The organism is Vibrio sp. A1-1, assembly GCF_021728175.1.
In the GTDB taxonomy this organism is placed as follows: domain Bacteria; phylum Pseudomonadota; class Gammaproteobacteria; order Enterobacterales; family Vibrionaceae; genus Vibrio; species Vibrio diabolicus.
Genome location: NZ_JAKKCL010000001.1, coordinates 341,776 through 366,641 on the forward strand (window position 1 = coordinate 341,776; position 24,866 = coordinate 366,641).

Here is a 24,866-nt window from a genome sequence, read left to right on the forward strand (position 1 = left end):
TTTGCCGCCCTACTTTCTGTTCGAGATCGTCATGAACTATCAATGCCCTTTATGCCACCAAGCTCTAGCGTTAAATGAAAAAACGTTTAAGTGCGAAAACAATCATCAGTTTGACTTAGCAAAAGAAGGCTACGTTAACTTGATGCCAGCGCACCACAAACGTTCTAAAGATCCTGGTGACAATAAAGAGATGATGCAAGCTCGTCGTCGATTCCTTGAGGGGAATTACTACAACCCAATGCGCCAAGAGGTTGCGCAGCTGTGTGCGAAATACACAGAGGGAACCGATCATCAATTATTAGATATTGGTTGCGGCGAGGGTTACTACACGGATCAAGTGCAGAAGACGATACAAACGCAAACGGACGATGCGACGATATATGGATTGGACATTTCAAAAGTTGCGATTCGTTATGCGGCGAAGCGCTACACACAGTGTCACTTTAGCGTCGCTTCTAGCCATCGGCTTCCTTTCGCGAATGAATCCTTAGATGCTATTTTGCGCATTTATGCCCCTTGCAAGGCAGAAGAGCTTCAGCGCGTTGTAAAAGAGAACGGTGTGGTTATCACGGTGACACCTGCAAGCCGTCACTTATACCAACTACGTGAACGCATTTATCAAGATGTTCGTCTTCACAGTGAAGAGCCAGAACATATTGAAGGATATGAATTAGAGCATCAACAACATCTTAACTATGTTATGAATTTGAAGGACGGGGCCGCATTCGATTTATTGCAAATGACGCCATTCGCATGGAAAGCAACCGATGCACTTCGTGAAGAGTTGAAGTCCGCTACACTCTATCAGTGTGAGGCTGATTTTATGCTGCGCGTATATCGCAAAAAGTCCACTCAGTAATAATAGTGGCAGACAACAAACGCAAATAGTTATCATTTATATTGATTCGTTGTTCAGCCTCCATTAATATCATCCGGACATTTTTGGAGGCTTTTCAATGCGCTTTTCTATTTTAAGCTTGCTCTTTGCTGGCTTACTTACTGGTTGTTCTTCTGTTCCATCAACCAACTCTCACCCTACCTCTGCGGAAGTCACTACTTTTTACGACTACCAACTTTACACCCCTTCTGGCGAGCACATCGCTCTAAGCAAACTACCAAAAGAGCTGCGACAAGCAGATGTTATTCTTATTGGTGAATGGCACACACATGCCGGCGTTCATCGCTTTCAAACCGATATGCTCAAACAACTTTCATCTTATGATCGCCCACTCGCGTTATCAATGGAACAATTTACCCGCGACAAACAACCTGTTGTTGACGCTTACCTGCGTGGGGAAATCGGTGAACAGTACTTGATGAAACAAGCCAATGCTTGGCCCAATTATGAGAGCGACTATCGCCCTCTCGTTGAGTTTGCTAAGCAGAAAAATCTCCCGGTGATTGCAGCGAATGCACCAAAGGGCATTGTCCGATGTATTGGTCGTCAGGGGATAGACTACGTTAACAAGCTCGATGATGAGCAGCGAACGTTTATTGCAGAATCCATCAACACGGCCAGTAGTCCATACAAAGAGAAGTTTATGGCATCCATGCATCATGGGAAGCCAGAACAAACCGAGAAACAGTTTGCAGCTCAAGTAACTTGGGATGAAACCATGGCAGAGTCTATTGTTAACTACCTAACCGCCACACCAGGAGCTCAGGTTGTTCATGTCGCGGGCAAGTTTCATACCGAGCAAGGATTAGGTACGGCTGCATCCATCTTAAGCCGCAATCCGAGCTTAAAAGTGGTTGTAATTAGCCCAACAGATAATGTGCTTGCTGATAATACTGATTATCAGTTAGAGGTTCTTGCACCACCAGTACGGTATGTACAAGATGCTCACCGCATGGCGGCATATCAACACCTCACTAAGCGCAATAGCGATCTTCAATGTAAGTAGCTGGTCTCCAATTTAAGTTACTACCTTGTCGTTGCGTTGCATCATCACAGTGCTCCGAGTTCATAGAGTGACAACGGTCTGCTTACTGCTGGTCTATTTTTTGCTAATGATCACGAATAGAAACCAGAAGCGGCAAAAGCAGACCTGTTTTTATCCAAATAGCTTCAGAAATAGACTTTGCCGCCGATAGTAATATAACTGCTTTTTACCGCACTCAGTGACCGAGTGTCGATGTTCCAAGGAGTATTCGATGAATCCAGTAGGAAGCACTTCTGTTAATAACTATGCCAAACAATCTGTCGCCTCTAAGCAAACAAGTATTGCACAAGAGGAAGGCAACGCTTCGCCGCTAAAAGTCGAACACAATAAGGTGACACTGTCTACGGAGGGCAAAGCGCTCCTCGCCGCTCTGCAGCAAATCGAACACGACAGTAAGAGAGTAGAAGCAGAAGATAAATCTGTTGGTGAAAAAGTGGAATCCTTTACACATGGCGCACTTGGCATGGATCACCCTGACAAAATCGAGGAAGAAGAAGACGGCTCATACTCTGCGGGTCAATACCTTTCTGCAGCCCTCACTGTCGGTGGCATCATATTAGCGTTGGTCTAATAATCGTTACGACAATAAATCCTATTTGAATAAATCACTAACTGCAGCCCATAATTTGATACGTCAAAGAACGATATGTCGTAAACGTAGGTTATATACTCCTCAATTCGACCGCTCTGATGACCTTAGAACGCATACTCGTTTATTGCTCCCTAAACTAGGTTTCTTGTGAAGGCACTGAATGGATAACTTTAGTCCATGCTTTCAACTCCTAAGCGTAATCCAAGCCCACGTTTGTGGGCTTTCTTCTTTCTAAATTCACAAACGTTAGAGGTTGATTCACTTTTTCTACAAACCCAAGCAAAGACGACAATTTAGTTAAACTTTTATTACCGACACAAAATCGTCATAAATCATTGTTTTAATGCCAGCGCTTTCAATGAACAAGGAAAATATAATGAAGCGCTTAGTATCTCCAATCGTTACCGCAGTGGCAGCATCAACCCTCTCTTTTAATGCACTCTCGGCCGAAATCAAAAACGTTATTTTGATGATCGGCGATGGCATGGGGCCTCAACAAGTTGGTCTACTAGAGACTTACGCCAAACACGCACCTAACTCGATTTACAAAGGCGAAACTACCGCTTTGTATAAACTCGCTCAAGAAGGTGTGATTGGATCATCACTGACCAATCCAGAAGACGCGATTGTCGTCGACTCTGCGTGCTCCGCAACGATGCTAGCAACAGGAATACCTACCGCTTCTGAAGTCATTGGCATTGATAGCCAAGGCAACCACGTTGAAACCATTTTGGAAAAAGCCAAAAGCAAAGGTAAGGCTACGGGTCTCGTCTCTGATACACGTATGACTCATGCAACGCCAGCCGCATTTGCCGCTCATCAACCACACCGTTCTCTAGAAAACAGTATTGCGGCGGACATGCTAGAAACTGGTGTAGACGTGATGATGTCTGGCGGACTTCGTCATTGGATTCCAAAGTCGACAAACGACAAGGGAGAGACATACGAGCAACTTGAAAAGCTCACTGAAGGTAATGTCTACCTAAAGTCGAAACGTAAAGATGAGCGCAACTTGCTTACTGAGGCGCAAGACCAAGGTTACAACCTGGCTTTCAGCCGCGATATGCTCACACAAGCTAAAGGTGACAAATTACTTGGACTTTTTGCTTACTCAGGCATGAACGATGGTATTGCCTACAGTCAAAGCAAAAACGATCCAAAACGTACGCAGCCATCACTGAAAGAAATGACCACCAAAGCAATCGACATTCTTTCAAAAGACAAAGACGGCTTTTTCTTAATGGTTGAAGGCGGTCAAATTGACTGGGCTGGCCACAGCAACGATGCGGGTACGATGCTGCATGAAATGCTTAAATTCGACGAAGCGGTAGACTCGGTTTATGAGTGGGCAAAAGGCCGTGATGACACACTGATCATTGTTACCGCTGACCACGAGACCGGTTCTTTCGGCTTTAGTTACTCATCAGCAAACTTGCCTAAACCGCAAAAACGCGATGGCGAAGCATTCAAAAATCAAGATTACGCGCCAAACTTCAACTTTGGTCAGTTCGAAATCCTCGATGGTTTATACAACCAGAAGAAAAGCTACTACGGTATGATCAGCGAATTCCAAGCGCTTGATAAGAAAGCTCAAACACCAGAGAAGTTTGCAGAAATTGTGAATGCAAATAGCGCTTTTTCGATTACGCCTGAGCAAGCAGAACGCGTATTAGCAAGTAAACCAAATCCATACCGACTCGCTGGACACAAATACTTAAGCGAAGAGAACGTTCCTACAATCAATGACTTTGATGCGTTCTTTCCTTACAACGACCGTGGCAACTTGCTAGCTCGTGAGCATGCAACAAAGCAAAACACAGTATGGGGAACGGGTACTCATACGCATACCCCAGTCAACGTATTTGCTTGGGGGCCGGCAGAAACTATCCTTCCGGTATCAAAAATCATGCACCACTCTCAGTTAGGCGAGTACTTAAAGCAACAAATCAAATAATCGGCTTGCACTTACTTCACGACTCGTGATGTTCAAACGCTCTCGTAAGGGAGCGTTTTTTTATGCATGAAAATAGTTGACGTTTTAAACAATAAACCTCAATAATTATAGGTCTTTGATTATATGAATGAAGAAAATGTGCGAAATATTTGCTAAGCAGCCCCAAGACAACTATCAGTTCATCACCCGCTCTATCCGTATTGATGGTCACGCCACAAGTGTAAAACTTGAAGCGAGCTTTTGGACGATTCTTGAGGAAATTGCTAACGCTCAAAACATGACTGTTCCTAAGTTTATTAGTACGGTCTATCAAGAAGCGCTCGAATACAATGGTGAAGTAAACAACTTTGCCTCCCTACTCCGCTGCGCCTGTCTCACTTACGCTCGCCAGCCTAAAGAGACGATTCGTCAAGCACTGACACAACTAAACACTTAATAACAACCAACCGCTGACCAACCTACCAATAACCCTCATAGGCTATGCAACAGAGTTGTAAGCCATTGAGCATGTTCTAATTTGTCGTACTAGAGTACTACCCAGACTCCTTTTGAACTCGCTAACCTATGCGGACTATCAAGGAGTACCCATGACAAAAATGATTCACACCATGATCCGAGTCAGCGATCTGGACCGTTCTCTACAATTTTACCGCGACGTACTTGAGCTAGAAATCAAAGACCAATACATCTTTGATGGTTTTTCTCTGACCTATCTAGCCAACGAAGAAACTGGCTTTGAATTAGAGCTAACACACAATCACGATCAAACTGAGCCTTACACTCACGGCTCAGGCTACGGTCACCTTGCTGTCAGCGTAGAGGACATCGAACAAACTCACAAACGCATTAAATCTCTCGGTATTGAAGCGGGTGACATCAAAGCTTTTGATCACCAACAAAAGCATTTGGCAACGTTCTTTTTTGTGACTGATCCTGATGGTTACAAAATTGAGTTCTTACAACGCCAAGGGCGTTACCTATAACAAAAAGAGTAAACATCATGATTCACTTGACTGCTACCTTTCACGCACAACCGGGAAAAGAACAAGAACTGAAAGCAGTGCTCACCCGAGTACTTGAACCCACTCGCAATGAGGAAGGTTGTGTTCGTTATCAGTTATTCCAAGATAAAGACAATGCGTGCCACTTCGTTTTTCAAGAGCAATTTAAAGACCAACAAGCGTTCGATCTTCATGGTAAAACAGAACACTTTTCTCTTTTGATTAGCCAAATCGACAACTTGTTAGAATGCGAACCGAAACTGGCGTTCTTTAACGAACTGTAAAAACACCGCTTAATGCAAATAAAAAGGCACTCTTTACTAGAGTGCCTTTTCGTACTGTTGTGGCTGTGATTACGCGTCTTGCTTCTCTACCATGTGCAAATGCACATCTTGTTGTGGGAAAGGAATCGAAATGCCTTCTCGGTCAAAGCGCAGTTTCACTTCTTTTGTCACATCCCAATACACGTCCCAATAATCATCAGTTTTTACCCAAGGACGAACAATAAAGTCTACAGATGATGTGTTTAACGTATGCACTTTGATCATCGGCTCTGGTGTACGAAGTACTGCAGGGTGAGAAGTAATGATATCAGACAGCACTGACTCGGCTTTCAGCAAGTCATCCGCATAGCCAATGCCAAACACCATATCCACACGGCGAATGCGCTCGTGTGTGACGTTCTTAATCACATCTCCCCAAATTTTACTGTTAGGTACAATAATAATTTGGTTATCAAACGTACGGATTGTGGTGTTCACCAAACTCATATGGCTTACCTTACCATCCACACCACCAGCATACACAAAGTCACCAACATCAAATGGGCGATAAATAAGCAACATCATACCCGCCGCGAAATTGGACAAGGTGTCTTGTAAGGCGAAGCCGATAATCACACCAGCAATACCAAAACCGGTTAGGATCGGTGCTAGGTTCAATCCGAGCTGAGATAGGCCCACCATGATACCAATCACCCACACGAACTTGCCGGACATTGAGATAAAGAAATCCTGCATCAAGTGTGAGAGTTTTAAGTTTTTCGATGAAACCGCCTTGCTGACCACTTTGCGCGTTAACTTCGCGAGCCCACGAGCGATCAATAAAATCAACGCAAATACAAACAACTGGAAAATGTGCTGCGGCGCATTTTCGGCAAACCAGTCTAGTGCAGAGTTGGACCAATGGCTCAGTATTGACCACACTACTTTGGTATTCAGCAAGTCGTGGGTGATATTCCCTGTCACTTCGAAAATTTGGCGTTTGTATTCGGACGTTTCTAAACCGACTTTATCGCCAATCGAAATTAAATTGCGTAGGCTTTCTGTCGCAATATTCAGTCTTTGCTTAGTAATAAGCTGACTTAACTGCAGTGACGCTTTTTCCGATTCAGGGCTTGACGAAAGTTGAGAGCCGATGATCTCACTTTGCTGACTCAAGTACTCAATTGAGGCAGACAGCAAACGCATGCGTTTATCAACTTTATCCTTTAGTTCCGCTTCTGCGCGCTCATTTTGAGCCCCTAACTCTTTCAGCCAAGCAAGGTTTTGCCAGCTTGAATCGAAGCTGACATCGAGGTAATGCTGTAACTCTCGGTAATCATTAACAAGAGCAAGTTTCTCTTCATCCTTGGCTTTATTTAAATCTTCAACGACTTTCTTTATTTTTTCCGACAGATAGTTCGTGGCGTCCTCAGAGTATTTTTCCTGCTTTTTAACCAAGGAGATCAATTTGTCACGAGGGATAGTTTCACGTTCAATCGCTGATGCTAACTGACTTCTTAACTCTTCATTTTTTTGGAACAGCTGCAGTTGAAGCGCGTCGCGCTCATCACCACTCGCTTGCGAGAGACCTTGGGATAAATCCACAATTTCTCGATTCAAGTTATCAATAGAAGTTTCGGCAGCAGAGGGCTCTGGCGTATCCTGAATATCTTTCGCATTGATGACCATCGGGGCCATCATACCGAGGATGAGCGCGAATAATGCCACCCAAGATGTCAGGCGTATTTTCTGGGGGAAATGAAACGTCATATTTACCTCTTAGGGAACAGTTCTGATCAAAACGACCAAGAATAGAAGTGTAAAGCCTTGAAATTATATACCTAAGTTTACAACACTAAATAATAAACTGAGCAGCATTTCGTTAGTTGGGCGTCAAAGTTGAGAAACCCAATAACAAACAAGCCTTTCATTATTAGATGAAAGGCTTGTTTACATTTAACTACGGGCGATTGGGGTGATTCAGGATATGGTCTTCCCAATCCACTACATCAATCTCGTATACCACTTTATTGCGGACACTTTCGCCCGCCGCGTGCATCGCAGATTTCGAGCCAGTAATCAACGGATGCCATTCTGGTAAAGGCTGCTTTTCAGCCAACAGGCGGTAAGCGCACGTATGCGGCAGCCAAGTAAAATCGTCAATGTCTTCGCGCGTCAGCTTGGTGCACTCTTCACCCGAAGTAAAACGATTTGGGTAATCCTTACAAGAACACGTTTTGCTATTTAGCCAGCTACAGGCCACATTGGTGTAATAGATTTCGTCGGTATCTTCGTCCATTAGCTTATGCAGGCAACATTTACCACAACCATCACAGAGAGATTCCCATTCCTCTTCTGTCATCTGCTCTAACGATTTACTTTGCCAAAATGGAGTGCTCATACTTCAGGTCTCACCAAGGGAATTTAGGGGGCGATTTATACCCCTCTCGACGCAAAAGTTCAAGTTTTGAGAAGATCTCGAATCATTCACACATAACAGTAGAGATATTCAACTACTTTCGCTTTACTGTTCTATCCTTAAACAAGTTTCCATTACTCAATTGATCAAGAAGGCATTAAGGAGTTTTCATGGGTATTATTTCTTGGATTATTTTGGGCTTAATCGCCGGTGCACTCGCAAAATGGCTCATGCCAGGAAAAGATGGGGGTGGCTGGATTGCGACAATGCTACTCGGTATTGCCGGTGCGTTTGTCGGCGGCTTTCTTGGCGGTATTCTGGGTTTCGGCGGGGCAACTGGCGTAAATATCGGTAGCATCATCACCGCAACGCTAGGCGCATTTATTCTGCTGTTTGTTTACAACCGCTTCTTGAGATGATCACAACGGTTTAGAAGCCAAAAGGAGCACTCTATTGAGTGCTCCTTTTTATTTTTTCTTAGGCGACTCTTCCAATCCACGTCAAAATGACCATAATTGCCCCTCAATTTTTAAGAGGTTTACATTATGGATTGTCGACTAGGATGCGGAGCTTGCTGTATTGCGCCAAGTATCTCTTCACCGATACCTGGAATGCCCAAGGGCAAACCAGCAGGTGTTCGTTGCGTACAACTCAACGATGATAATTTGTGTAAGCTGTTTGGTAAGCCTGAGCGCCCTAACGTTTGTCACGATTTTAAACCGTGTCCGGTTGTGTGTGGCAAAACCAACCAAGAAGCGCTCGACAACATCACTGAGCTAGAGCAACTTACTTAATCTATTCAGAGCCCCCGTTTAGTCGTTACCAAGCTCTCGCAAATACAAGTAGATGGTATCGCGCGAAATGCCGAGATGGTTTGCAACCATTAAAACAGCATCTTTGTATTTAAAAATGCCTAAGCGGTGCAGTCGCGTCACCAGTTCACGGTTACGTTTAGAAGGCGCAATGGCTTCATTTTCCCACACTTCTGTTTGCACGGTTTCTATCGTACTGATGATGGTTTCATCGATATTACGCGCAAACGTTTCTGGCGATCGAGCGCCACCAACACAACACTCGGTGTGTTGCTGAGGCAGCATTGCCTTTAAAAATGCCTGCATCGGTGCATCCATATCCACGTTGATACACAGCAAACCAATCGGTTTGTTTTTTGGATTTCTGACAATTGTCGTAATGGAGTGCAAGGTCTTTCCGTTCGACGTTTTCGTCAGGTACGAATCAGAAACGTCCTTGCCCTCTCTTAACTTCATTCTCGCTAAGTTGGTAATTGGGGCACCTTCACTGCGTTCCGTCACGTGCCCATTTGCGATTTTGATGATTTCCGGCGCTTCGGCATCTAAGCTGTGGAGAACCACTTCAGTGTGTTCACCATACATACGTGCAATGCCATCCACGACGTTTTTCATAGAGTTCAAAATATCGAGATCACTCTTGGTGAGTTTCTTTAGTAGCAATGTTACTTCCCTTAGCAAAAACTGGAGGTTAGGCCGACATAATATCGATAATAGATTTGTCAGTATACGGCATACCGAAACGAACCATTGAGCCAACATTTCTTATCGTTTGCTCAACTTCTTCGCCTACTATACCTTGATTCTTAACACTGTGGTTACCCATCGCCATCAAATATGAGCGCACCGCCGTTGTCGACGAAGTACACACTTTCATCGCACAAGAGGACTTCGCACCATCGCACACCATGCCTGAACTGTCGCTGATGACGTTTTGAATAGCGTAGCATGATTGCTCGAATGTACCACCAGCTAAATACACCAGCGCCATAGAAGCTGCCGCACTGGTAACAGTGTTGCCACAAAATGCGGATAACGGTGGGTAATAAGATTTGATGTAAATAGCCCCTAAATGGCTCATGATCAACGCGCGAGCCAGCTGCTCTTCGTCGTTTTGAAATGCTTCTGCGGCAACTACAACTGGCATTGTAGCGGCAATACCTTGGTTCCCACTGCCGAAATTGCTCATGGCTGGCAACGTCGCCCCTCCCATACGAGCATCAGACGCCGCGGATGTCATCATCTGTATACGACTCATTAAGTCATTACCCAACAAGCCTTGCTCGATGTTGCCTTTTAGCGTGCGTCCAATTTCTAGGCCGTAACCTCGGTCGATACCCTCTTGAGCCAGCAAGGTATTAAGCTCTGCAGCTTGGAGAATAAATTTGATCTCTTCAAAAGGCGCTTGAGTGGCAAACTCATAGATTTGTTTGATCGAAATATCCACACCTTCACAAACGGAAGCGGTTGCAACGCGTTGCTGTGGTGGAGCATCAAAAATCACGTCGCCATTGCGCGTGATCTGGATAATGTTGGTGTGACCGCCACTGATCGTAACCGAAACAACATCGTCACCAGAAGTGAGCGTTACGCTGCAATAAATGAATTCTTGCGTATCCATGCGCGCTACAGTTACCCGCTCTTCATCTATCAATTGTTGCGCAGCAGCGACATCCTGCTCATTAATCCGAGCCAACACTTCCAGTTCTGCTGTTGGGTCACCGGCTAATGCACCAACTGAGGCGGAAATTTTGAGGCCTATCTTGCCCGTTCCGGGTACGAAAACACCCATCGAGTTTTTAAATAGGTTGTCTGAAACACGCACCTCTATCGCATCAATATCGGATGTGCCTAACTCTTTTCTAGCAACTGCTGCCGCGTACGCAGCAGCAATGGGTTCTGTACATCCTAATGCAGGTTTCACAACTTGCTTAATGATTTGGATATATTGTGTCCATTGCTGGTTCATGCTCTGTTCTCCGTATTACTTTTTATGAGCAATCGCTTCGACTTCAATTAACACGCCAAGAGGCAAATCTTTCACTGCGAAGCAACTGCGTGCCGGACAATCTTGTTGGAAAAACTCTGCGTAGACCTTGTTAAACTCGGCAAAGTCATTAATATTCGATAGGTAACACGTTGTTTTTAAAGCAGTATCGATACTGCCACCACCAGCCTCTAAAACGTGCTTCAAGTTAGTAAGAGATTGATGACTTTGTGCACTGATGCCTCCTTCAACTACTTTTCCTGTTGCCTTATCAACGGGTAATTGGCCAGAAGTAAAAATCAAATCGCCATAGCTAGTGCCATGTGAATAAGGTCCGATAGCAGCAGGCGCGTGTTCAGATGAAATCAATTTTTTCATTTTTAAATCCTCACATAAATTTTATTTTTTATTAAGAAGTTTCTAATTTAACTTCCGTATTAGCGTTATTTTTTCAATTAAATATGAACCAAACAACTAGATCAGATCACAAAATTCGTTAAAAACTCCAATTTATTTGAACTTCCTCGCCAAGTTCTCAAATTTATCTGAATTTTCCACAAAAAAATTGGTGATATACATTTTCTCAATTAAATTTGAGAAAAATTCATACTAACAAGAGAAACAATAAAATGAGCGTGACAGCACCTACACAAACCTTACCCATCGGTAAAGAGCCACCGCACGTAAAAGCAGGCATGGCCCTAGATGAGTGGAAAGCCGCGATCAAGTTTGATAGCACAGACTGGGGATGGGTGATCATGAGTATCGGCATGGCAATCGGCGCCGGCATTGTTTTTTTACCAGTAAAAGTTGGCGTATTGGGCCTTTGGGTATTCTTGGCCTCTGCCGTAATCGGCTACCCAGCGATGTACTTGTTCCAACGCCTTTTCATCAACACTCTCTCAAGTTCACCAAAGTGCCAAGATTACGCTGGCGTCATTTCCGGCTACCTTGGTAACAAATGGGGGGCGTTATTAGGTGTGCTCTACTTCATCATGTTGGTGATTTGGGTCTTTGTTTACTCAACAGCTATCAACAATGACTCGGCATCTTTCCTACATAGTTTTGGCATCACGGAAGGTTTATTGTCTGAAAACCCGCTATATGGTCTGGCTTTAGTGTGCGCGCTGGTCGCTATTGCATCTCGTGGTGAAAAGATTTTGTTTAAGGTCAGTACTGGTCTTGTACTGATTAAACTTTGTACCGTTGCATTACTTGGCGTCATGATGATCGAAAAATGGGATGTAGCGAATGTCGGTGCAATTCCAGAAACAGGCGCTGGTTTGAAAGATGCAATTGAGCTACTGCCGTTTACTCTAACGTCTATTCTCTTCATTCAAAGCTTGAGCCCAATGGTGATCTCATACCGATCAAAAGAAAAATCGATTGAGGTTGCTCGCTTTAAAGCCATGCGCGCAATGAAAATTGCTTTCGGTATCTTGTTTGTGACGGTCTTTTTCTACGCGATTTCCTTTACGCTTGCGATGTCACATGAACAAGCGGTTAAAGCAGCAGAAGAGAACATCTCTGCTCTTGCGATGGTTGCGCAAGGTATGGACGGCACGACGCTAAAACTAATGAGTTTGATGCTGAATATTTTCTCAGTAATGACTGCGTTTTTTGGCGTGTACTTAGGTTTCCGCGATTCTTGCCAAGGTCTAGCGATGCTGGCTCTAAAAAAGGTCATGCCTGAAGAGAAAATCAATAAAGACTTAGTCACCAAGGGAATCATTCTCTTTGCGATTCTCATGGCGTGGGGTGCGATTGTATTGAATCTACCAGTTCTGAGCTTCACATCAGTATGTAGCCCTATCTTTGGTTTGATTGGCTGTTTGATTCCAGCTTACCTTGTCTACCAAGTGCCTTCTTTACACAAATACAAAGGCGCGTCGCTTTACTTGATTATTGCGACTGGTATTTTGTTGTGCGTATCACCTTTCGTCGCATTTAGCTAAAACCTACGTTGCCTTGGCTGTTACTCAGGTAGTGATGGCCAAGGCAACCTTAAAATTCAACCTCTCCTCTCCCTGCTTTCTCTCATCCTTGAGAACTCTTGCCACATACCGTCCTATTTGCAGTCTTTACGCGATCTCCCTCACACTTAATTGACAATTCTCGACTATGTTCAGCGGGTCATTTAAGTAGAAATTAGGAAATAACATGAACAAGTATTTAGCAGAGGCTTTTGGTACGTTCTGGCTAGTATTAGGCGGTTGCGGTAGCGCAGTGTTGGCTGCAGGTTTCCCAGACGTGGGTATTGGTCTGCTGGGCGTTGCTCTGGCCTTTGGTTTAACCGTTTTAACCATGGCATTTGCAATCGGTCATATTTCAGGTTGCCACTTGAACCCGGCAGTGACGGTTGGTCTTTGGGCTGGCGGTCGTTTTGATACAAAAGACGTTGCGCCTTACATCATCGCACAAGTGCTCGGTGGGCTTATCGCTGGTGGCATTCTTTATGTCATCGCGACAGGACAAGCTGGATTTGATGTTGTGGGTTCTGGCTTTGCCGCCAACGGTTATGGTGAACACTCGCCGGGTCAGTACTCCATGCTTGCTGCGCTAGTTTCTGAAGTCGTGATGACGATGATGTTCCTTATCGTGATCATGGGGGCGACAGACAAACGTGCACCTCAAGGTTTTGCACCTATTGCGATTGGTATGTGTCTGACTCTTATTCACCTGATCAGCATTCCTGTCACAAATACCTCAGTAAACCCGGCTCGTAGTACAGCAGTCGCGATATATGTGGGCGACTGGGCAGTTTCTCAATTATGGCTGTTCTGGGTTGCGCCTATTTTGGGTGGCGTACTTGGTGCAGTTATCTACAAAAATCTTCTTGGTAAAGAATCGAACGATTAATCGTTCCCAACTCCCAAAATCAAAAAAGCCGCTGAATTCAGCGGCTATTTATTAAATTCTGTGTCGACCTAACAGCGAGTGTGACAACGTCGTGCCATCGACAAGCTCAAGTTCTCCACCGACAGGCACACCATGCGCGATGCGGCTGGCATCAACTTGGTGTTCTTTACATAGCTCTGCGATGTAATGTGCAGTGGCTTCGCCTTCAACCGTCGGGTTTGTTGCTAAAATCACTTCGGCTATATCACCGCGACGTAAGCGGTAATCAAGCACATCCAGTCCAATATCACTTGGACCAATACCGTCTAGTGGTGACAAATGTCCCATAAGAACAAAGTATCGACCAGAATACTGGCCCGTTGCTTCGACTGCAGCAATGTCTGCCGGGCTTTCTACCACACAAATTTGACCATTTTCTTGGCGTTTTGGGTTAGTACAAATATGACAGACTTCTTCTTCGGTGAAGGTTCGACACTCAGTACAATGACCGATTTCTGTCATTGCCTGGCTAAGCGCATCTGCAAGTTGCAAACCGCCTTTTCTATCGCGCTGTAACAAATGAAAGGCCATACGCTGCGCCGACTTGGGGCCAACCCCAGGTAGACAACGTAAGGCCTCCATCAATTGCTCCAGCATATGACTGGTACGCATTAAAAGTCCGCTTAATTAAATATCAGCAGATTAGAATGGCATTTTCATACCTGGTGGTAGTTGCATACCGCCAGTTACAGAAGCCATTTTCTCTTTTTGAGTTTCTTCAACACGACGGGCCGCATCGTTGAACGCCGCAGCGATCAAATCTTCAAGCATTTCTTTGTCGTCTTCCATCAAACTTTCATCGATGTCAACACGACGTACGCTGTGACTACCAGTGATAGTAACTTTAACTAGGCCAGCACCAGACTCGCCAGTTACTTCCATATTCGCGATTTCTTCTTGAAGCTTTTGCATGCGATCTTGCATTTGCTGGGCTTGCTTCATTAGGTTGCCCATACCGCCTTTACCAAACATGTTTATCTCTCTGGTTTAATGAGGTGTTGCATCAATTAATGGGGTTATACCTTTGGGTTTTCAACCCCATTCCATTCGATTATTAGATAGGGCGCACACTATCTTTATCAAGCTCTGCAGCAAAACGACGTTCAATAAATTGAACATTTGGATCGTTTTCTAAACTATTCAGCGCTTGCTGTAATTTCTCTTGATAGAGCCTATCTCTAAGTTCAAGTGGTGTTTCTCCACTCTCCCCTATTTCGATGCTCATGTGGCACTCTTCACCTAACACGGTATTAAGTGCTTTAAGCAATTCGGCTTGAGCTCTATCAGTATTCAAATGAGCTTGGCTGCTTCTCAATAGTAACGAAACGGTTGTTCCTTCCTTACTATAATGAGAGTTTAGCGCAAGTTGCTCTACCAGCTTAGGGATCTCCATTAAGCTGATTAGCTTCGCCCATTCATTATGTTCTAACGATTCATCGATGAGCTTTTGTGCCATTTCAGGCGTTTTCTCATGCTCAAGTGCCTGCTTGAGCTGCGTAGGTGTCAGTTTTGTATTCACTTTTGTCTCAACAGGCTTACTTGGACGCCAGCGATACGCTTCCTCAACTTGTGGCTCCGTCGACTTCAGAGCTGAGTTTGGCGACACCTGCGCGGAATTGCCATGCAATTGCGCTACTCGGTCGATAACCGATTCTGGTTGTGCAGATGCCGCTTTAGGCTTTTTTGAGCCACCATTTTGAGGAGTGTTCTGTTGTAGGCCTTGACGCTGAGAACGTAATTGGTGACGTAAACCGCTTAGACCACCGCGCGCCGGTGTTGAAACGCTCTCTTGCACTTGTTGAGGTGGCGTTTCATGCTGCGGCGCTGGGTTTTCGCTCATCGGCGGCGCCATATCATACTGTGGCGGAACCGTCTCATATCCACTCGCGTGATACTCAGGTTGCGAATTGGATGAAGGTTGAGGCGCCACTTGTGGTGTGTTTTGTGCTGGATTCGGCTGCTGAGCTCGAGGAGCAGCGATTGTCTGAGCTGGCGCAGTCTTTGGCTGACTGGCACTTTGAACTGGGGCTGAAGCTGGTTCGCAGTTACTGGAAACAACATTTGCCCCACTGTTATTTGATGGGCGGAACGCCATCATACGCAGTACAATCATTTCCAGACCGACTCGCCCATTTGGCGAGAGGGTCAAATCTTCACGACCTTTCAATGCAATTTGGTAGTAAAGCTGAACGTCTTGCGGACTTAGTGCTTTACTCAACAACTCGATTTTTTCTGCATCTGGCTGCGCTCGGTCTAGCGACGCTGGCAACGCTTGATACATCGCAATTCGATGAAGCTGTGTTGCGACTTGCTGCAACAAACCATCCCACTCAACACCATTTGCCGCTAATTGCTGGATTTTATCCATGGCTTGTTGAGGTTGCTTGCTGCTGATTGACTCTAGTAAGTGAATCGCTTGGTCGGTATCAATCGTCCCCAACATGTGGCTGACAATATCGGTTTGCACCGCACCGTTACCTAAAGCAATTGCTTGATCGGTCAAGCTGAGAGCATCACGCATACTGCCATCTGCAGCATGTGAAATCATACCCAGTGCTTTTGGTTCTGCCGATACTTGCTCTTGACCCAAAATGTAGTCGAGTTGCTGATGAATATCATCAACGCTGATCGGTTTGAGATGGAACTGTAGACAACGCGACAATATAGTAACTGGCAGCTTTTGTGGATCGGTTGTCGCGAGTAAGAACTTCACATACTCTGGCGGCTCTTCCAGGGTTTTCAACAACGCATTGAAAGAGTGACGCGATAGCATGTGTACCTCATCGATGAGGTACACTTTAAACCGTCCACGAGCAGGTTTGTATTGAACGTTGTCTAACAGTTCGCGAGTGTCTTCAACTTTAGTACGTGATGCCGCATCGATTTCAAGAAGATCGACAAAGCGACCTTCATCAATTTCACGACAAGTATCGCACTTACCACAAGGTGTCGCGGTAATACCGGTTTCGCAGTTCAAGCCTTTGGCAAACAACCTACCGATACTCGTTTTACCCACACCACGAGTCCCGCTGAACAGATAAGCATGGTGTAAACGGTTTTGCGCCAGTGCGTTTTCCAACGCCGTCAGGACATGTTTTTGTCCGACAACTTGGTCAAACTGATTAGGACGCCATTTTCGCGCTAAAGCTAAATAACTCATTGAATGTATTAATGTCCTTCAAAATCGCAAATGCTGTATACGTTTAGACCTAGTGCTTCTAAACGTTTATCACCACCGATTTCTGGTAGGTTGATAACGAACGCAGCGTGCTCAACTTCACCGCCCAGTTGGCGAATCAGCTTAGTCGTCGCTTCAATAGTGCCGCCCGTTGCCAATAAATCGTCGACAACCAGTACTTTGTCGCCTTCAACGATGGCATCTGTATGGATTTCTAGTGTATCAACGCCGTATTCAAGCTCATAAGATTGAGCAACAGTAGGACGTGGTAGCTTGCCTGGTTTACGCACTGGTACAAAACCAACACCTAGCTCAAGCGCTAAAGGCGCACCAAATAAAAAGCCACGAGCTTCCGTACCCACAACCTTGGTAAAGCCCATATCTTTGTAACGTTCAACAAGAAGGTTGATCGTCGCTTGGTATGCTTTTGCGTCTTCAAGAAGGCTCGTCACATCACGAAATAGAATGCCTGGCTTTGGGTAGTCTTGGATGCTTTTGATGCTAGATTTGATCAGTGAAATTGTTTCTGTAGCCATAATACCGATTTACTTAGATTGGCTCATCGCCCTCTCTAATCGCAGTATCACGAGGGCAACGAACAATAGGTTTTCACCACTATGTGCTTATTTTCGTAACAGTCACAGGCGCTGAAAATACAAACGCCCACTCGAAGAGCGGGCACACTATTCTCTACAATCTTAGTGATTTTCTTCTCTGTCAGCAACCAACTCAATCACAGGCAGACGCATAAACCAGCCGAGTAAAACGATTAGCATCACTAAAAGACCAATTTTCACCCAAACAAGGGGAACAACAACGATTGAAACCATGAAACTAAGTGCAATAAAAATGGCGCCACGCTGTTTTACTTTTGAAGTAACAGCCCGGTGCTTATGCCAATTATCGAGAATCGGTCCAAACGTTTTGTGGTTATGTAGCCAATGATGAAATGCGGGGCTACCACGCATAAAACATGCACTAGCAAGTAGAATGAAAGGAGTGGTGGGTAAAAGCGGAAGGGCTATGCCGGCAATGCCGAGCACAATACAGAGTCCACCAACGGTATTGAAAAAGTAACGCTTAATACGAATGGTGAACTCCGGTACAAAATAGCTAGATTAAAAGCCTGCGTAACCATTCATTACACGAAGCCAGGTTAGCGTTGCAGGTAGTGTTGGAATTAAAAGTACTGCAATGAAACCTAAAAAGTAAAAAATATTATAAGGCTCTTTAAAATCTTTGTCTGCCATGATGTATCTTCTCACTAGTTGACTTTGCTTCTCCCAAGGCACAGCGTTAAATTATCGTTGCACAAATGGGTCATTATTGTTTTAGGCGTTGACTATACCTTAAACAGCCAAATCTAAACACTAGCAAAAAGTAAGGTTATTGTTCGAGCATTTGTTGTTTTTTGTGGTTCTAAAAAGACAATAAGCAGCGCCAAGACGCTGCTTATTGTGTTATGAAGTCAGAATTATACCAGTCGTGATTTCCGGGCAATATTTAAGCTAAAACTTGAAGAACCTAAACAACCAATGGATAGCTGACCAGCAACACCTAGCGGTAAATCTCGGGTTATGAAGTTTTTCATACTTCCTGCCCCTAAACAGTTACCTGCCGCGATATGTTGATTAGTATTTCCGTCAGACCAATGGCTATCTAAACCCGCAGGCAGGATAGAAACGGAGGACGAAGCCAGATCAGCGACACCAAATACAGCATTAACCGCACCAGCGCACTCTGAACACTCGATTCCTTTTTCAATGATCCCTACCATATCCTTCAGATCAGCACTGAAACTCTTCAAATTACGCAGGTAATCGTCAAACAAAGCCCTAACAAGCAATGTCGTCGCGACACCATCATTACTCTGGGAAGCAGAGTCAACGAGATAGAACGCAAATTGCCCGTTCATTAACCAACGATAATCAAACACCAGTGGCATAACGTCCGTCGATTGCAATAAACGGTATGAGCAGCGCCAATCACCTTGAGAAGCATCTTTCTCTGGCAATAGAGCATGCAGTAAATCTCTTGCAGCACTCGGGTTCTGCTGCAAATACTCTAGATGCCAGTGAAGCTCTTGCTCATCTGGGATTTCGCCACCGTCATCGACTCGGAACCACTGACTTGAAAAGTCTCGCTGTTCGGAGAAATGGCTATCGGTATCTTCGAGCGTATTGTCTATCGCCTGAGATAGGTGCTCATAATTACCTATCGGTTTAGGAAGAAAATCTTTAATACCAAATCGCAACGCTTTCGCGACATCGGACATTTCATCCGTGCCGGATACCACGATAAGCGGCAAGTATGGATATTCAAGACTGACTTCTTCGACGAATTCAATGCCATCTAACACCGGCATCGATAAATCACACAAGATAAGATCGGGTTGGCATTCCCTGAGTTGTTGAAGCGCCTCTAGGCCGTTTTCAGCTTCTACTACTTTAAAACCCTGACTTTCTAAATAAGCATTGGTTACTTTACGAAATATTGGATCATCATCCACCAACATAATTAGTTTTTGATTAACCACTTCCTGTGCCGAGACCATTGCCGTTTGACTGTGAGTCTTAAACATACCTTTACACCTCACAAAGCTAAGTCAAAAAACAGATTTATTATTAAGTCATTATTTTTGTTGTGTTTACATCCGGCGAAACGTTGCGCAGCAAGACTTGAGGCCGTTCCGCCTTGTTATAAAACGTAGCTTGAAAACGGCGTTTATACAAATATTACGGGGTATAACAGTATTTACTCAAACAGGGTTGCTGTGTTCAAATGATGCAACATGTTGACTTAAAGCAAGCTTTGATCACAAAGTTAATTATAAATTAGCCGTAATCGGTAATTTAATGTGTCTGGAAATATGAAATTAGATGACTTAAACCTGTTTCGACTGGTTGTCGAAAATGGGAGCTACACCGCAACTTCGCGAAAAACCATGATCCCGGTTGCGACCATCACCCGACGCATTCAAGCGCTAGAAGACTCTGTCAATCTTCGACTGTTGAACCGTCACGCTCGCAAACTCTCGCTTACAGAAGCCGGGGAACGTTTTTACCATGAGTGCTCTCCTTTGCTACAAAGGCTAACCACGGCAGCAGAGGAAATCACTGACGACTGCCGAGGAGCATCAGGCAAGATTAAGATATCGGCGCCTTATAACTTAACTAAGCGCATGATGATGCCGATGTTCAACAGCTTTATGAAGCAGTATCCGGACATCAATATCGAACTAACGACAGAAAATAATGCAGACAAGCTTGACCCTACTGAATGGGATGTCATTTTTCGAGTGGGGCCCCAACGTGATTCTAGCCTGATCGCACGTAAGATTGGCGAAGTGAAGGATATTCTTGTCGCAAGTCCTGACTACCTTGCCTCGAATCCGGCACCAAACCACGCAGAAGAGCTCTCTAACCATTCATTGCTAAAAGGCTACCCTCTTATCAAGTGGACCTTAATTAATAGCAAAGGCGAGTCTGTCGTAAACGTTGATCGTGGTCGCTTTCAGGCGAATGCATTAAATGTAGTACGTAGTGCTTGTTCCGAAGGTTTAGGCATCACGCTAATGCCAGATGTCATGATCAAAGAATACATCGAAAGCGGCGATTTGGTACGCATACTGCCAGATTGGAGTGCAAACCCGCGCGACATTTATATGCTTTACAACCACAAAGATCACCTGCCAGAGAAAGTTCGTCTCTTTATCGACTTTGTGATCGCTTATAACATCCACTAATTCGATAGCGAATACAAAAAACCAGAGCCGAAGCTCTGGTTTTTTTACGCCTCAAGAAAACGCCTATTATGCGCCTTCGTTATGCAGCTCTAGGTTTGCTAAATCCTGTTGGATTTCAAGTTGTGTTTTCGCATCATCGTTACGAAGACCATCTAAGAAGTCTAGGTATTGTTGGTCAATATCACCCGTTACGTATTCGCCGTTAAACACGGATGTATCGAACTGAGTAATATCTTGGTTTCCAAGACCGACTGCCTCAACCAAGTCTTCTAGACGTTGATAAATCAATGCATCAGCACCAATCTGCTTACAAATTGTATCGTTGTCACGGCCATGAGCAATAAGCTCGGTAGCACTTGGCATATCAATGCCGTACACGTTCGGGAATCGAACTTCTGGTGCTGCTGATACCATGTACACTTTCTTCGCACCAGAATCACGTGCCATTTCGATGATTTGTTCTGACGTAGTACCACGAACGATAGAGTCATCCACCAGCAACACATTCTTATCTTTGAACTCCGAACGAATTGCATTCAACTTGCGACGTACAGATTTCTTACGTTGTTGCTGACCAGGCATGATAAACGTACGTCCCACGTAACGGTTTTTCACGAAGCCTTGGCGGTAAGGGATATCGATCGCTTGAGCGATTTGAAGTGCGATATCACATGAAGTTTCAGGGATAGGAATAACGACATCAATATCAAGATTTGCGTAGTCTTCACGAATACGTTCGCCTAACTTTTTACCCATTTCAACGCGAGCACTGTATACCGAAATTTTATCGATGAACGAGTCTGGACGAGCAAAATACACGAACTCGAAAATACAAGGGTTCAGCTTAGGATTGTCTGCACACTGCTTCGTGTACAGTTCACCGTCAAACGTTGCGTAGATCGCCTCACCAGGTGCAACATCACGAACAAAATCAAAACCGACGGCATCCAATGCTACCGACTCAGACGCAACCATGTACTCCGCTCTGCCATTAACTTCACGCTTACCTAAACATAGAGGGCGAATACCGTGTGGGTCACGAAACGCAATCATACCATGACCGATAATCATGGCAGTCACAGCGTAAGCACCACGAATTGTGCGATGCACATTGGTGACTGCGCGGAATACGTCTTCTGTCGTGACATTTCCTTTTACTGAGTCAATTTCGTGTGCCAGTACATTTAGTAATACTTCGGAGTCTGAAGTGGTATTGATATGACGGCGATCTTTTTCAAACAGCTTTTGACGAACTTCGTTAGCGTTGGTCAAGTTGCCATTGTGGGCAAGTGTAATACCGAAAGGAGAGTTTACGTAGAAAGGTTGAGCTTCTGAAGCGCTTGAACTGCCTGCTGTTGGGTAACGAACATGACCAATTCCGACCTCGCCTTGCAGGCGCTGCATATGTCTTGCTTCAAATACATCCTTGACTAAACCGTTCGCCTTGCGCAGACGAAAACGATTGCTTTCTATGGTACAAATACCAGCGGCATCTTGGCCACGATGCTGTAACACCGTTAACGCGTCATAAATAGACTGGTTTACAGGCGTTGTGCCCACGATTCCAACAATACCACACATGTCCTAATCCTCGATTTGCGACAGTAGCCGGCACTACTAGATAGTGCCAGACAGAAAACTTGATGTTGCTTGTAAATGCTCGAAGAATGGGGCGATGATACGGCTGAACTCAGGGATCAACTGTGAATCTTTCCACCAATCCGAGCTTGGGAATGCAGTAAACGCATCCATAAAAAACAGCACCGCAGAAACAATTAAGACTCCGCGTAAACCACCAAATACAATCCCAAGAATTCGGTCCGTACCTGATAGCCCTGTTTTTTGTACCAGTTGACCAATGACGTAATTCACCACTGCACCAACTACCAAGGTCGCGACAAATAAAGCCGCAATCGCCGCTCCGTTACGAAACATGTCATCTTCGATGTTGGTGAAGTACACCGCCAATTTGGCGTAGTAGTTGCTGGAGATAAAAAACGCTCCAAACCAAATCACCAAAGACAAAGCTTCTTTAGCAAAACCGCGAACTAAACTGATCAGAGCTGAAAATCCGATCACACCTAAAATGATAAAATCTATCCAATTCATGTTTTCTTCATCTTAAGTTGGCGCGCATTTTAACAGAAAAAATGCTGACGCAAACGTTTTCTTATGGATTTAATGGCTTAAATTTAAGCAATTGACCTTTTGAGCCTGTAATTTTTTGTAATTCCTTGACTTGTCGTTCAAGTTTACTTTTTGACACATCAGGACCAACAATCACTCTCGTAAACTCGTTTTCTTTCTTTGTATGAGCTTGATAGCCACGCTTTTGCAAATCAGCGACAAGCGCGACCGCATTTTCGTGATTCTTAAGCGCCATCAACTGAATGATCCAAGCAGAATCTTCATATTGATTTTTTTCTTGCACAGGACGAGTGGCCACCTCAACTTGCTCTGGCTGTTTGATGACCTCTGGTGTAGGCGTCGGCGTTGGGTCAGGCTCAGAAGCAGCCACTTGGGCGCCCTCTTGCTCCTGCACCACCGCTTCAACTGGAGAGTCCGGTAACGCTATGTCGTCTTCCACTGGCTCTAATATTTCGAAGTTTTCCACATCACTATCAAGTTCAGGTTTGATAGGAATACTGGCAAATTCTTCTTTGTAGTGCAGTTTCTTACCATCTAGCACATCGGGAAGAACAATCACTCCGACTGCGACTAGAATGATGGTGCCGACTAAACGACTTTGGAATTTACTTGCCATCAAAATACCTTTGCTTATTTATTCTTTGATTGCCAATGTTCCAATACCTCTCCGACAGTATGGAATGAACCAACCACCAGAATGACGTCTTCTTGCTTTGCGTGGCTTCTTGCATTCTCAAAGGCGTCAACAGGGTTTTCAAAATGAACTTGCCCATCAGGTAAGTATTGGCACAACTCTCCAGCAGTCGCCGCTCTCGGTCCGGTTAGCGACGCTGGATACCATTGTGTTGCAATTGGAGTTAGCGCTTCAATGGTTGCTTTAATGTCTTTGTCATGCAGCATCGCGACCACAATATGGATATTCTTACCCAAATATTGGTGCTTCACTCTCTCTACCAAATACTCAGCAGAGTGCGGGTTATGAGCGACATCAAGGACTATTTCAGGTTCGTGATGCAGTACCTGCATACGCCCTGCCAGGCGAGCATTATTCAAGCCATTAACAATGTTTATGTCAGTGATTTGCAATTCCGATGCTCCTAACGCCATCAATGCTGTTGCCGCATTTTGTAGCGGTAACGATGGGACAGGTAAATCCTCTAACGCAAATGCACCACTGCTCCACTTCCAACCATTATTAGTTAGTTGGTAATCATACTGAATACCAACTTGGAAGAACTCAGAGCCAATATCGTCAGCATGAGCCGCCACGGTCGCCGGTGGCGTTGGTTGACCACAAATTGCTGGCTTCCCTGGACGATAAATGCCTGCCTTTTCAAAGCCAATGACATTGATGTCATCACCAAGCCAATCCACATGATCGATAGCTAAGCTCGTAATAACAGAAACATCATGGTCAACAACGTTGGTGGCATCTAGACGGCCGCCAAGTCCTACTTCAAGTAAGACAACGTCAACTTTCTCTACTTGGAAAATACGTAGCGCAGCAAGCGTACCGAATTCAAAGAGGCTAAGGCTGATATCACCACGCTGCTTTTCTACATAGTCGAATGCTTCACAGTGCTTTGCATCTACAACGTCGACGCCATTAATGCGTACACGCTCGTTGTAACGAATCAGGTGCGGAGAGCTGTAAACACCGACTGAATAGCCAGCATCGAGTAAAATAGCTTCCATTAACGCACACGTTGAACCTTTGCCATTGGTGCCGGCAACGGTGATTACGGTTGGAGCTGGTTTGGTAAGATTGGCTTTGTTTGCTACCGCTTGGACACGGTCTAAGCCTAGATCAATTGCTGAGGAATGAATATTTGCTAAATAATCAAGCCACATCTCTAATGAAGATGTGGCTTGAGGAATTGGGTTTTGGGTCATCTAACTTTAACCATTAAATTCTTTGGTTTTTATGTT

General features: G+C 44.7%; 28 protein-coding genes. 12 read left to right on the top strand and 16 right to left on the bottom strand.

Annotated features, from left to right (window positions below; genetic code table 11):
* Positions 1–31 precede the first annotated feature (31 nt).
* The 7 genes from rlmA (at position 32) to L3V30_RS01620 (ending at position 5,774) form a co-directional block, all read left to right on the top strand.
* Complete coding sequence (gene rlmA / locus L3V30_RS01590) at positions 32–859, top strand: 23S rRNA (guanine(745)-N(1))-methyltransferase (protein WP_006741742.1); 828 nt, start codon at positions 32–34, stop codon at positions 857–859.
* Positions 860–956: 97 nt separating this feature from the next.
* Positions 957–1,904 (top strand): ChaN family lipoprotein, encoded by a 948-nt coding sequence (locus tag L3V30_RS01595; RefSeq protein WP_048625829.1) that lies wholly within the window; start codon positions 957–959, stop codon positions 1,902–1,904.
* 250 nt (positions 1,905–2,154) lie between these two features.
* Entirely contained in the window at positions 2,155–2,514 is a 360-nt protein-coding gene (locus L3V30_RS01600) for a hypothetical protein (RefSeq protein WP_005397250.1), read from the top strand.
* A gap of 397 nt (positions 2,515–2,911) precedes the next feature.
* On the top strand, positions 2,912–4,489 hold the full coding sequence (locus L3V30_RS01605; protein ID WP_139060827.1) for an alkaline phosphatase: 1,578 nt from the start codon (positions 2,912–2,914) through the stop codon (positions 4,487–4,489).
* Between the two features lie 136 nt (positions 4,490–4,625).
* A complete protein-coding gene (locus L3V30_RS01610; RefSeq protein ID WP_031780613.1) occupies positions 4,626–4,925 on the top strand; it encodes a ribbon-helix-helix domain-containing protein in 300 nt (99 codons plus the stop codon).
* Between the two features lie 151 nt (positions 4,926–5,076).
* Positions 5,077–5,472 carry a VOC family protein gene (locus tag L3V30_RS01615; RefSeq protein ID WP_005397245.1) on the top strand — a complete coding sequence of 132 codons (396 nt, stop codon included), beginning with the start codon at positions 5,077–5,079 and terminating at the stop codon, positions 5,470–5,472.
* 17 nt (positions 5,473–5,489) lie between these two features.
* Complete coding sequence (locus tag L3V30_RS01620; RefSeq protein WP_053808794.1) at positions 5,490–5,774, top strand: putative quinol monooxygenase; 285 nt, start codon at positions 5,490–5,492, stop codon at positions 5,772–5,774.
* 69 nt (positions 5,775–5,843) lie between these two features.
* Here the strand turns inward: L3V30_RS01620 and L3V30_RS01625 are convergent, their stop codons facing one another.
* Together L3V30_RS01625 and L3V30_RS01630 are read right to left on the bottom strand one after the other, a co-directional pair.
* On the bottom strand, positions 5,844–7,523 hold the full coding sequence (locus tag L3V30_RS01625) for a mechanosensitive ion channel family protein (protein ID WP_053808793.1): 1,680 nt from the start codon (positions 7,521–7,523) through the stop codon (positions 5,844–5,846).
* 190 nt (positions 7,524–7,713) lie between these two features.
* Positions 7,714–8,154 (bottom strand): YcgN family cysteine cluster protein, encoded by a 441-nt coding sequence (locus L3V30_RS01630; protein WP_005384948.1) that lies wholly within the window; start codon positions 8,152–8,154, stop codon positions 7,714–7,716.
* A 188-nt stretch (positions 8,155–8,342) separates the two neighbouring features.
* On the opposite strand from L3V30_RS01630, the gene L3V30_RS01635 reads away from it, so the two are divergent.
* Both L3V30_RS01635 and L3V30_RS01640 read left to right on the top strand, forming a co-directional pair.
* Positions 8,343–8,591 (top strand): GlsB/YeaQ/YmgE family stress response membrane protein, encoded by a 249-nt coding sequence (locus L3V30_RS01635; protein WP_005397239.1) that lies wholly within the window; start codon positions 8,343–8,345, stop codon positions 8,589–8,591.
* Positions 8,592–8,717: 126 nt separating this feature from the next.
* On the top strand, positions 8,718–8,966 hold the full coding sequence (locus L3V30_RS01640; protein WP_025574470.1) for a YkgJ family cysteine cluster protein: 249 nt from the start codon (positions 8,718–8,720) through the stop codon (positions 8,964–8,966).
* Between the two features lie 18 nt (positions 8,967–8,984).
* Here the strand turns inward: L3V30_RS01640 and L3V30_RS01645 are convergent, their stop codons facing one another.
* Genes L3V30_RS01645 through L3V30_RS01655 form a run of 3 tightly spaced genes read right to left on the bottom strand, consistent with a single transcriptional unit; the run spans position 8,985 to position 11,346 of the window.
* Positions 8,985–9,644 (bottom strand): PAS domain-containing protein, encoded by a 660-nt coding sequence (locus tag L3V30_RS01645; RefSeq protein ID WP_237308167.1) that lies wholly within the window; start codon positions 9,642–9,644, stop codon positions 8,985–8,987.
* Positions 9,645–9,672: 28 nt separating this feature from the next.
* A complete protein-coding gene (locus tag L3V30_RS01650; protein ID WP_237308169.1) occupies positions 9,673–10,950 on the bottom strand; it encodes an L-serine ammonia-lyase, iron-sulfur-dependent, subunit alpha in 1,278 nt (425 codons plus the stop codon).
* Between the two features lie 15 nt (positions 10,951–10,965).
* Positions 10,966–11,346, bottom strand: a complete 381-nt coding sequence (locus tag L3V30_RS01655; RefSeq protein ID WP_237308171.1) for a RidA family protein — start codon at positions 11,344–11,346, stop codon at positions 10,966–10,968.
* 317 nt (positions 11,347–11,663) lie between these two features.
* On the opposite strand from L3V30_RS01655, the gene L3V30_RS01660 reads away from it, so the two are divergent.
* Both L3V30_RS01660 and aqpZ read left to right on the top strand, forming a co-directional pair.
* Positions 11,664–12,923 (top strand): amino acid permease, encoded by a 1,260-nt coding sequence (locus L3V30_RS01660; protein ID WP_048625843.1) that lies wholly within the window; start codon positions 11,664–11,666, stop codon positions 12,921–12,923.
* A gap of 205 nt (positions 12,924–13,128) precedes the next feature.
* Positions 13,129–13,827 carry an aquaporin Z gene (gene aqpZ / locus L3V30_RS01665; RefSeq protein WP_237308173.1) on the top strand — a complete coding sequence of 233 codons (699 nt, stop codon included), beginning with the start codon at positions 13,129–13,131 and terminating at the stop codon, positions 13,825–13,827.
* Between the two features lie 51 nt (positions 13,828–13,878).
* On the opposite strand, the gene recR is transcribed toward aqpZ, so the two are convergent.
* From recR to L3V30_RS01695, 7 genes are all read right to left on the bottom strand, one after another.
* A complete protein-coding gene (gene recR / locus L3V30_RS01670) occupies positions 13,879–14,478 on the bottom strand; it encodes a recombination mediator RecR (RefSeq protein WP_031780610.1) in 600 nt (199 codons plus the stop codon).
* Positions 14,479–14,508: 30 nt separating this feature from the next.
* Positions 14,509–14,838 (bottom strand): YbaB/EbfC family nucleoid-associated protein, encoded by a 330-nt coding sequence (locus L3V30_RS01675; protein WP_005380618.1) that lies wholly within the window; start codon positions 14,836–14,838, stop codon positions 14,509–14,511.
* A gap of 82 nt (positions 14,839–14,920) precedes the next feature.
* Entirely contained in the window at positions 14,921–17,026 is a 2,106-nt protein-coding gene (gene dnaX, locus L3V30_RS01680; RefSeq protein ID WP_237308175.1) for a DNA polymerase III subunit gamma/tau, read from the bottom strand.
* An 8-nt stretch (positions 17,027–17,034) separates the two neighbouring features.
* Complete coding sequence (apt, locus tag L3V30_RS01685) at positions 17,035–17,580, bottom strand: adenine phosphoribosyltransferase (protein ID WP_237308176.1); 546 nt, start codon at positions 17,578–17,580, stop codon at positions 17,035–17,037.
* Positions 17,581–17,742: 162 nt separating this feature from the next.
* Positions 17,743–18,135, bottom strand: a complete 393-nt coding sequence (locus L3V30_RS01690) for a YbaN family protein (protein ID WP_041852909.1) — start codon at positions 18,133–18,135, stop codon at positions 17,743–17,745.
* Between the two features lie 27 nt (positions 18,136–18,162).
* On the bottom strand, positions 18,163–18,294 hold the full coding sequence (locus L3V30_RS23945) for a hypothetical protein (protein WP_005380608.1): 132 nt from the start codon (positions 18,292–18,294) through the stop codon (positions 18,163–18,165).
* A 224-nt stretch (positions 18,295–18,518) separates the two neighbouring features.
* Positions 18,519–19,625 carry a response regulator gene (locus tag L3V30_RS01695; protein WP_005397213.1) on the bottom strand — a complete coding sequence of 369 codons (1,107 nt, stop codon included), beginning with the start codon at positions 19,623–19,625 and terminating at the stop codon, positions 18,519–18,521.
* A 288-nt stretch (positions 19,626–19,913) separates the two neighbouring features.
* Here L3V30_RS01695 and L3V30_RS01700 point away from each other — a divergent pair, with 288 nt between their 5' ends.
* Positions 19,914–20,789 (top strand): LysR family transcriptional regulator, encoded by an 876-nt coding sequence (locus tag L3V30_RS01700; protein ID WP_005397211.1) that lies wholly within the window; start codon positions 19,914–19,916, stop codon positions 20,787–20,789.
* 66 nt (positions 20,790–20,855) lie between these two features.
* Here L3V30_RS01700 and purF read toward each other — a convergent pair whose 3' ends face one another.
* From purF to folC, 4 genes are all read right to left on the bottom strand, one after another.
* Positions 20,856–22,370, bottom strand: coding sequence for an amidophosphoribosyltransferase (gene purF / locus L3V30_RS01705; protein WP_005397209.1), 1,515 nt, complete (start codon positions 22,368–22,370; stop codon positions 20,856–20,858).
* Positions 22,371–22,406: 36 nt separating this feature from the next.
* Positions 22,407–22,898, bottom strand: coding sequence for a CvpA family protein (locus L3V30_RS01710; protein WP_005380590.1), 492 nt, complete (start codon positions 22,896–22,898; stop codon positions 22,407–22,409).
* Between the two features lie 61 nt (positions 22,899–22,959).
* Entirely contained in the window at positions 22,960–23,553 is a 594-nt protein-coding gene (locus L3V30_RS01715; protein ID WP_225462129.1) for an SPOR domain-containing protein, read from the bottom strand.
* Positions 23,554–23,567: 14 nt separating this feature from the next.
* Positions 23,568–24,830, bottom strand: coding sequence for a bifunctional tetrahydrofolate synthase/dihydrofolate synthase (gene folC, locus L3V30_RS01720; protein WP_237308178.1), 1,263 nt, complete (start codon positions 24,828–24,830; stop codon positions 23,568–23,570).
* Between the last annotated feature and the right edge of the window lie 36 nt (positions 24,831–24,866).

Bases quoted from the DNA above. Each gene is read 5' to 3' on its own strand.
- rlmA (WP_006741742.1), top strand. From the start codon at position 32: ATGAACTATCAATGCCCTTTATGCCACCAAGCTCTAGCGTTAAATGAA.
- L3V30_RS01595 (WP_048625829.1), top strand. From the start codon at position 957: ATGCGCTTTTCTATTTTAAGCTTGCTCTTTGCTGGCTTACTTACTGGT.
- L3V30_RS01600 (WP_005397250.1), top strand. From the start codon at position 2,155: ATGAATCCAGTAGGAAGCACTTCTGTTAATAACTATGCCAAACAATCT.
- L3V30_RS01605 (WP_139060827.1), top strand. From the start codon at position 2,912: ATGAAGCGCTTAGTATCTCCAATCGTTACCGCAGTGGCAGCATCAACC.
- L3V30_RS01610 (WP_031780613.1), top strand. From the start codon at position 4,626: ATGTGCGAAATATTTGCTAAGCAGCCCCAAGACAACTATCAGTTCATC.
- L3V30_RS01615 (WP_005397245.1), top strand. From the start codon at position 5,077: ATGACAAAAATGATTCACACCATGATCCGAGTCAGCGATCTGGACCGT.
- L3V30_RS01620 (WP_053808794.1), top strand. From the start codon at position 5,490: ATGATTCACTTGACTGCTACCTTTCACGCACAACCGGGAAAAGAACAA.
- L3V30_RS01625 (WP_053808793.1), bottom strand. From the start codon at position 7,523: ATGACGTTTCATTTCCCCCAGAAAATACGCCTGACATCTTGGGTGGCA.
- L3V30_RS01630 (WP_005384948.1), bottom strand. From the start codon at position 8,154: ATGAGCACTCCATTTTGGCAAAGTAAATCGTTAGAGCAGATGACAGAA.
- L3V30_RS01635 (WP_005397239.1), top strand. From the start codon at position 8,343: ATGGGTATTATTTCTTGGATTATTTTGGGCTTAATCGCCGGTGCACTC.
- L3V30_RS01640 (WP_025574470.1), top strand. From the start codon at position 8,718: ATGGATTGTCGACTAGGATGCGGAGCTTGCTGTATTGCGCCAAGTATC.
- L3V30_RS01650 (WP_237308169.1), bottom strand. From the start codon at position 10,950: ATGAACCAGCAATGGACACAATATATCCAAATCATTAAGCAAGTTGTG.
- L3V30_RS01655 (WP_237308171.1), bottom strand. From the start codon at position 11,346: ATGAAAAAATTGATTTCATCTGAACACGCGCCTGCTGCTATCGGACCT.
- L3V30_RS01660 (WP_048625843.1), top strand. From the start codon at position 11,664: ATGGCCCTAGATGAGTGGAAAGCCGCGATCAAGTTTGATAGCACAGAC.
- aqpZ (WP_237308173.1), top strand. From the start codon at position 13,129: ATGAACAAGTATTTAGCAGAGGCTTTTGGTACGTTCTGGCTAGTATTA.
- recR (WP_031780610.1), bottom strand. From the start codon at position 14,478: ATGCGTACCAGTCATATGCTGGAGCAATTGATGGAGGCCTTACGTTGT.
- L3V30_RS01675 (WP_005380618.1), bottom strand. From the start codon at position 14,838: ATGTTTGGTAAAGGCGGTATGGGCAACCTAATGAAGCAAGCCCAGCAA.
- dnaX (WP_237308175.1), bottom strand. From the start codon at position 17,026: ATGAGTTATTTAGCTTTAGCGCGAAAATGGCGTCCTAATCAGTTTGAC.
- apt (WP_237308176.1), bottom strand. From the start codon at position 17,580: ATGGCTACAGAAACAATTTCACTGATCAAATCTAGCATCAAAAGCATC.
- L3V30_RS23945 (WP_005380608.1), bottom strand. From the start codon at position 18,294: ATGGCAGACAAAGATTTTAAAGAGCCTTATAATATTTTTTACTTTTTA.
- L3V30_RS01695 (WP_005397213.1), bottom strand. From the start codon at position 19,625: ATGTTTAAGACTCACAGTCAAACGGCAATGGTCTCGGCACAGGAAGTG.
- L3V30_RS01700 (WP_005397211.1), top strand. From the start codon at position 19,914: ATGAAATTAGATGACTTAAACCTGTTTCGACTGGTTGTCGAAAATGGG.
- purF (WP_005397209.1), bottom strand. From the start codon at position 22,370: ATGTGTGGTATTGTTGGAATCGTGGGCACAACGCCTGTAAACCAGTCT.
- L3V30_RS01710 (WP_005380590.1), bottom strand. From the start codon at position 22,898: ATGAATTGGATAGATTTTATCATTTTAGGTGTGATCGGATTTTCAGCT.
- L3V30_RS01715 (WP_225462129.1), bottom strand. From the start codon at position 23,553: ATGGCAAGTAAATTCCAAAGTCGTTTAGTCGGCACCATCATTCTAGTC.
- folC (WP_237308178.1), bottom strand. From the start codon at position 24,830: ATGACCCAAAACCCAATTCCTCAAGCCACATCTTCATTAGAGATGTGG.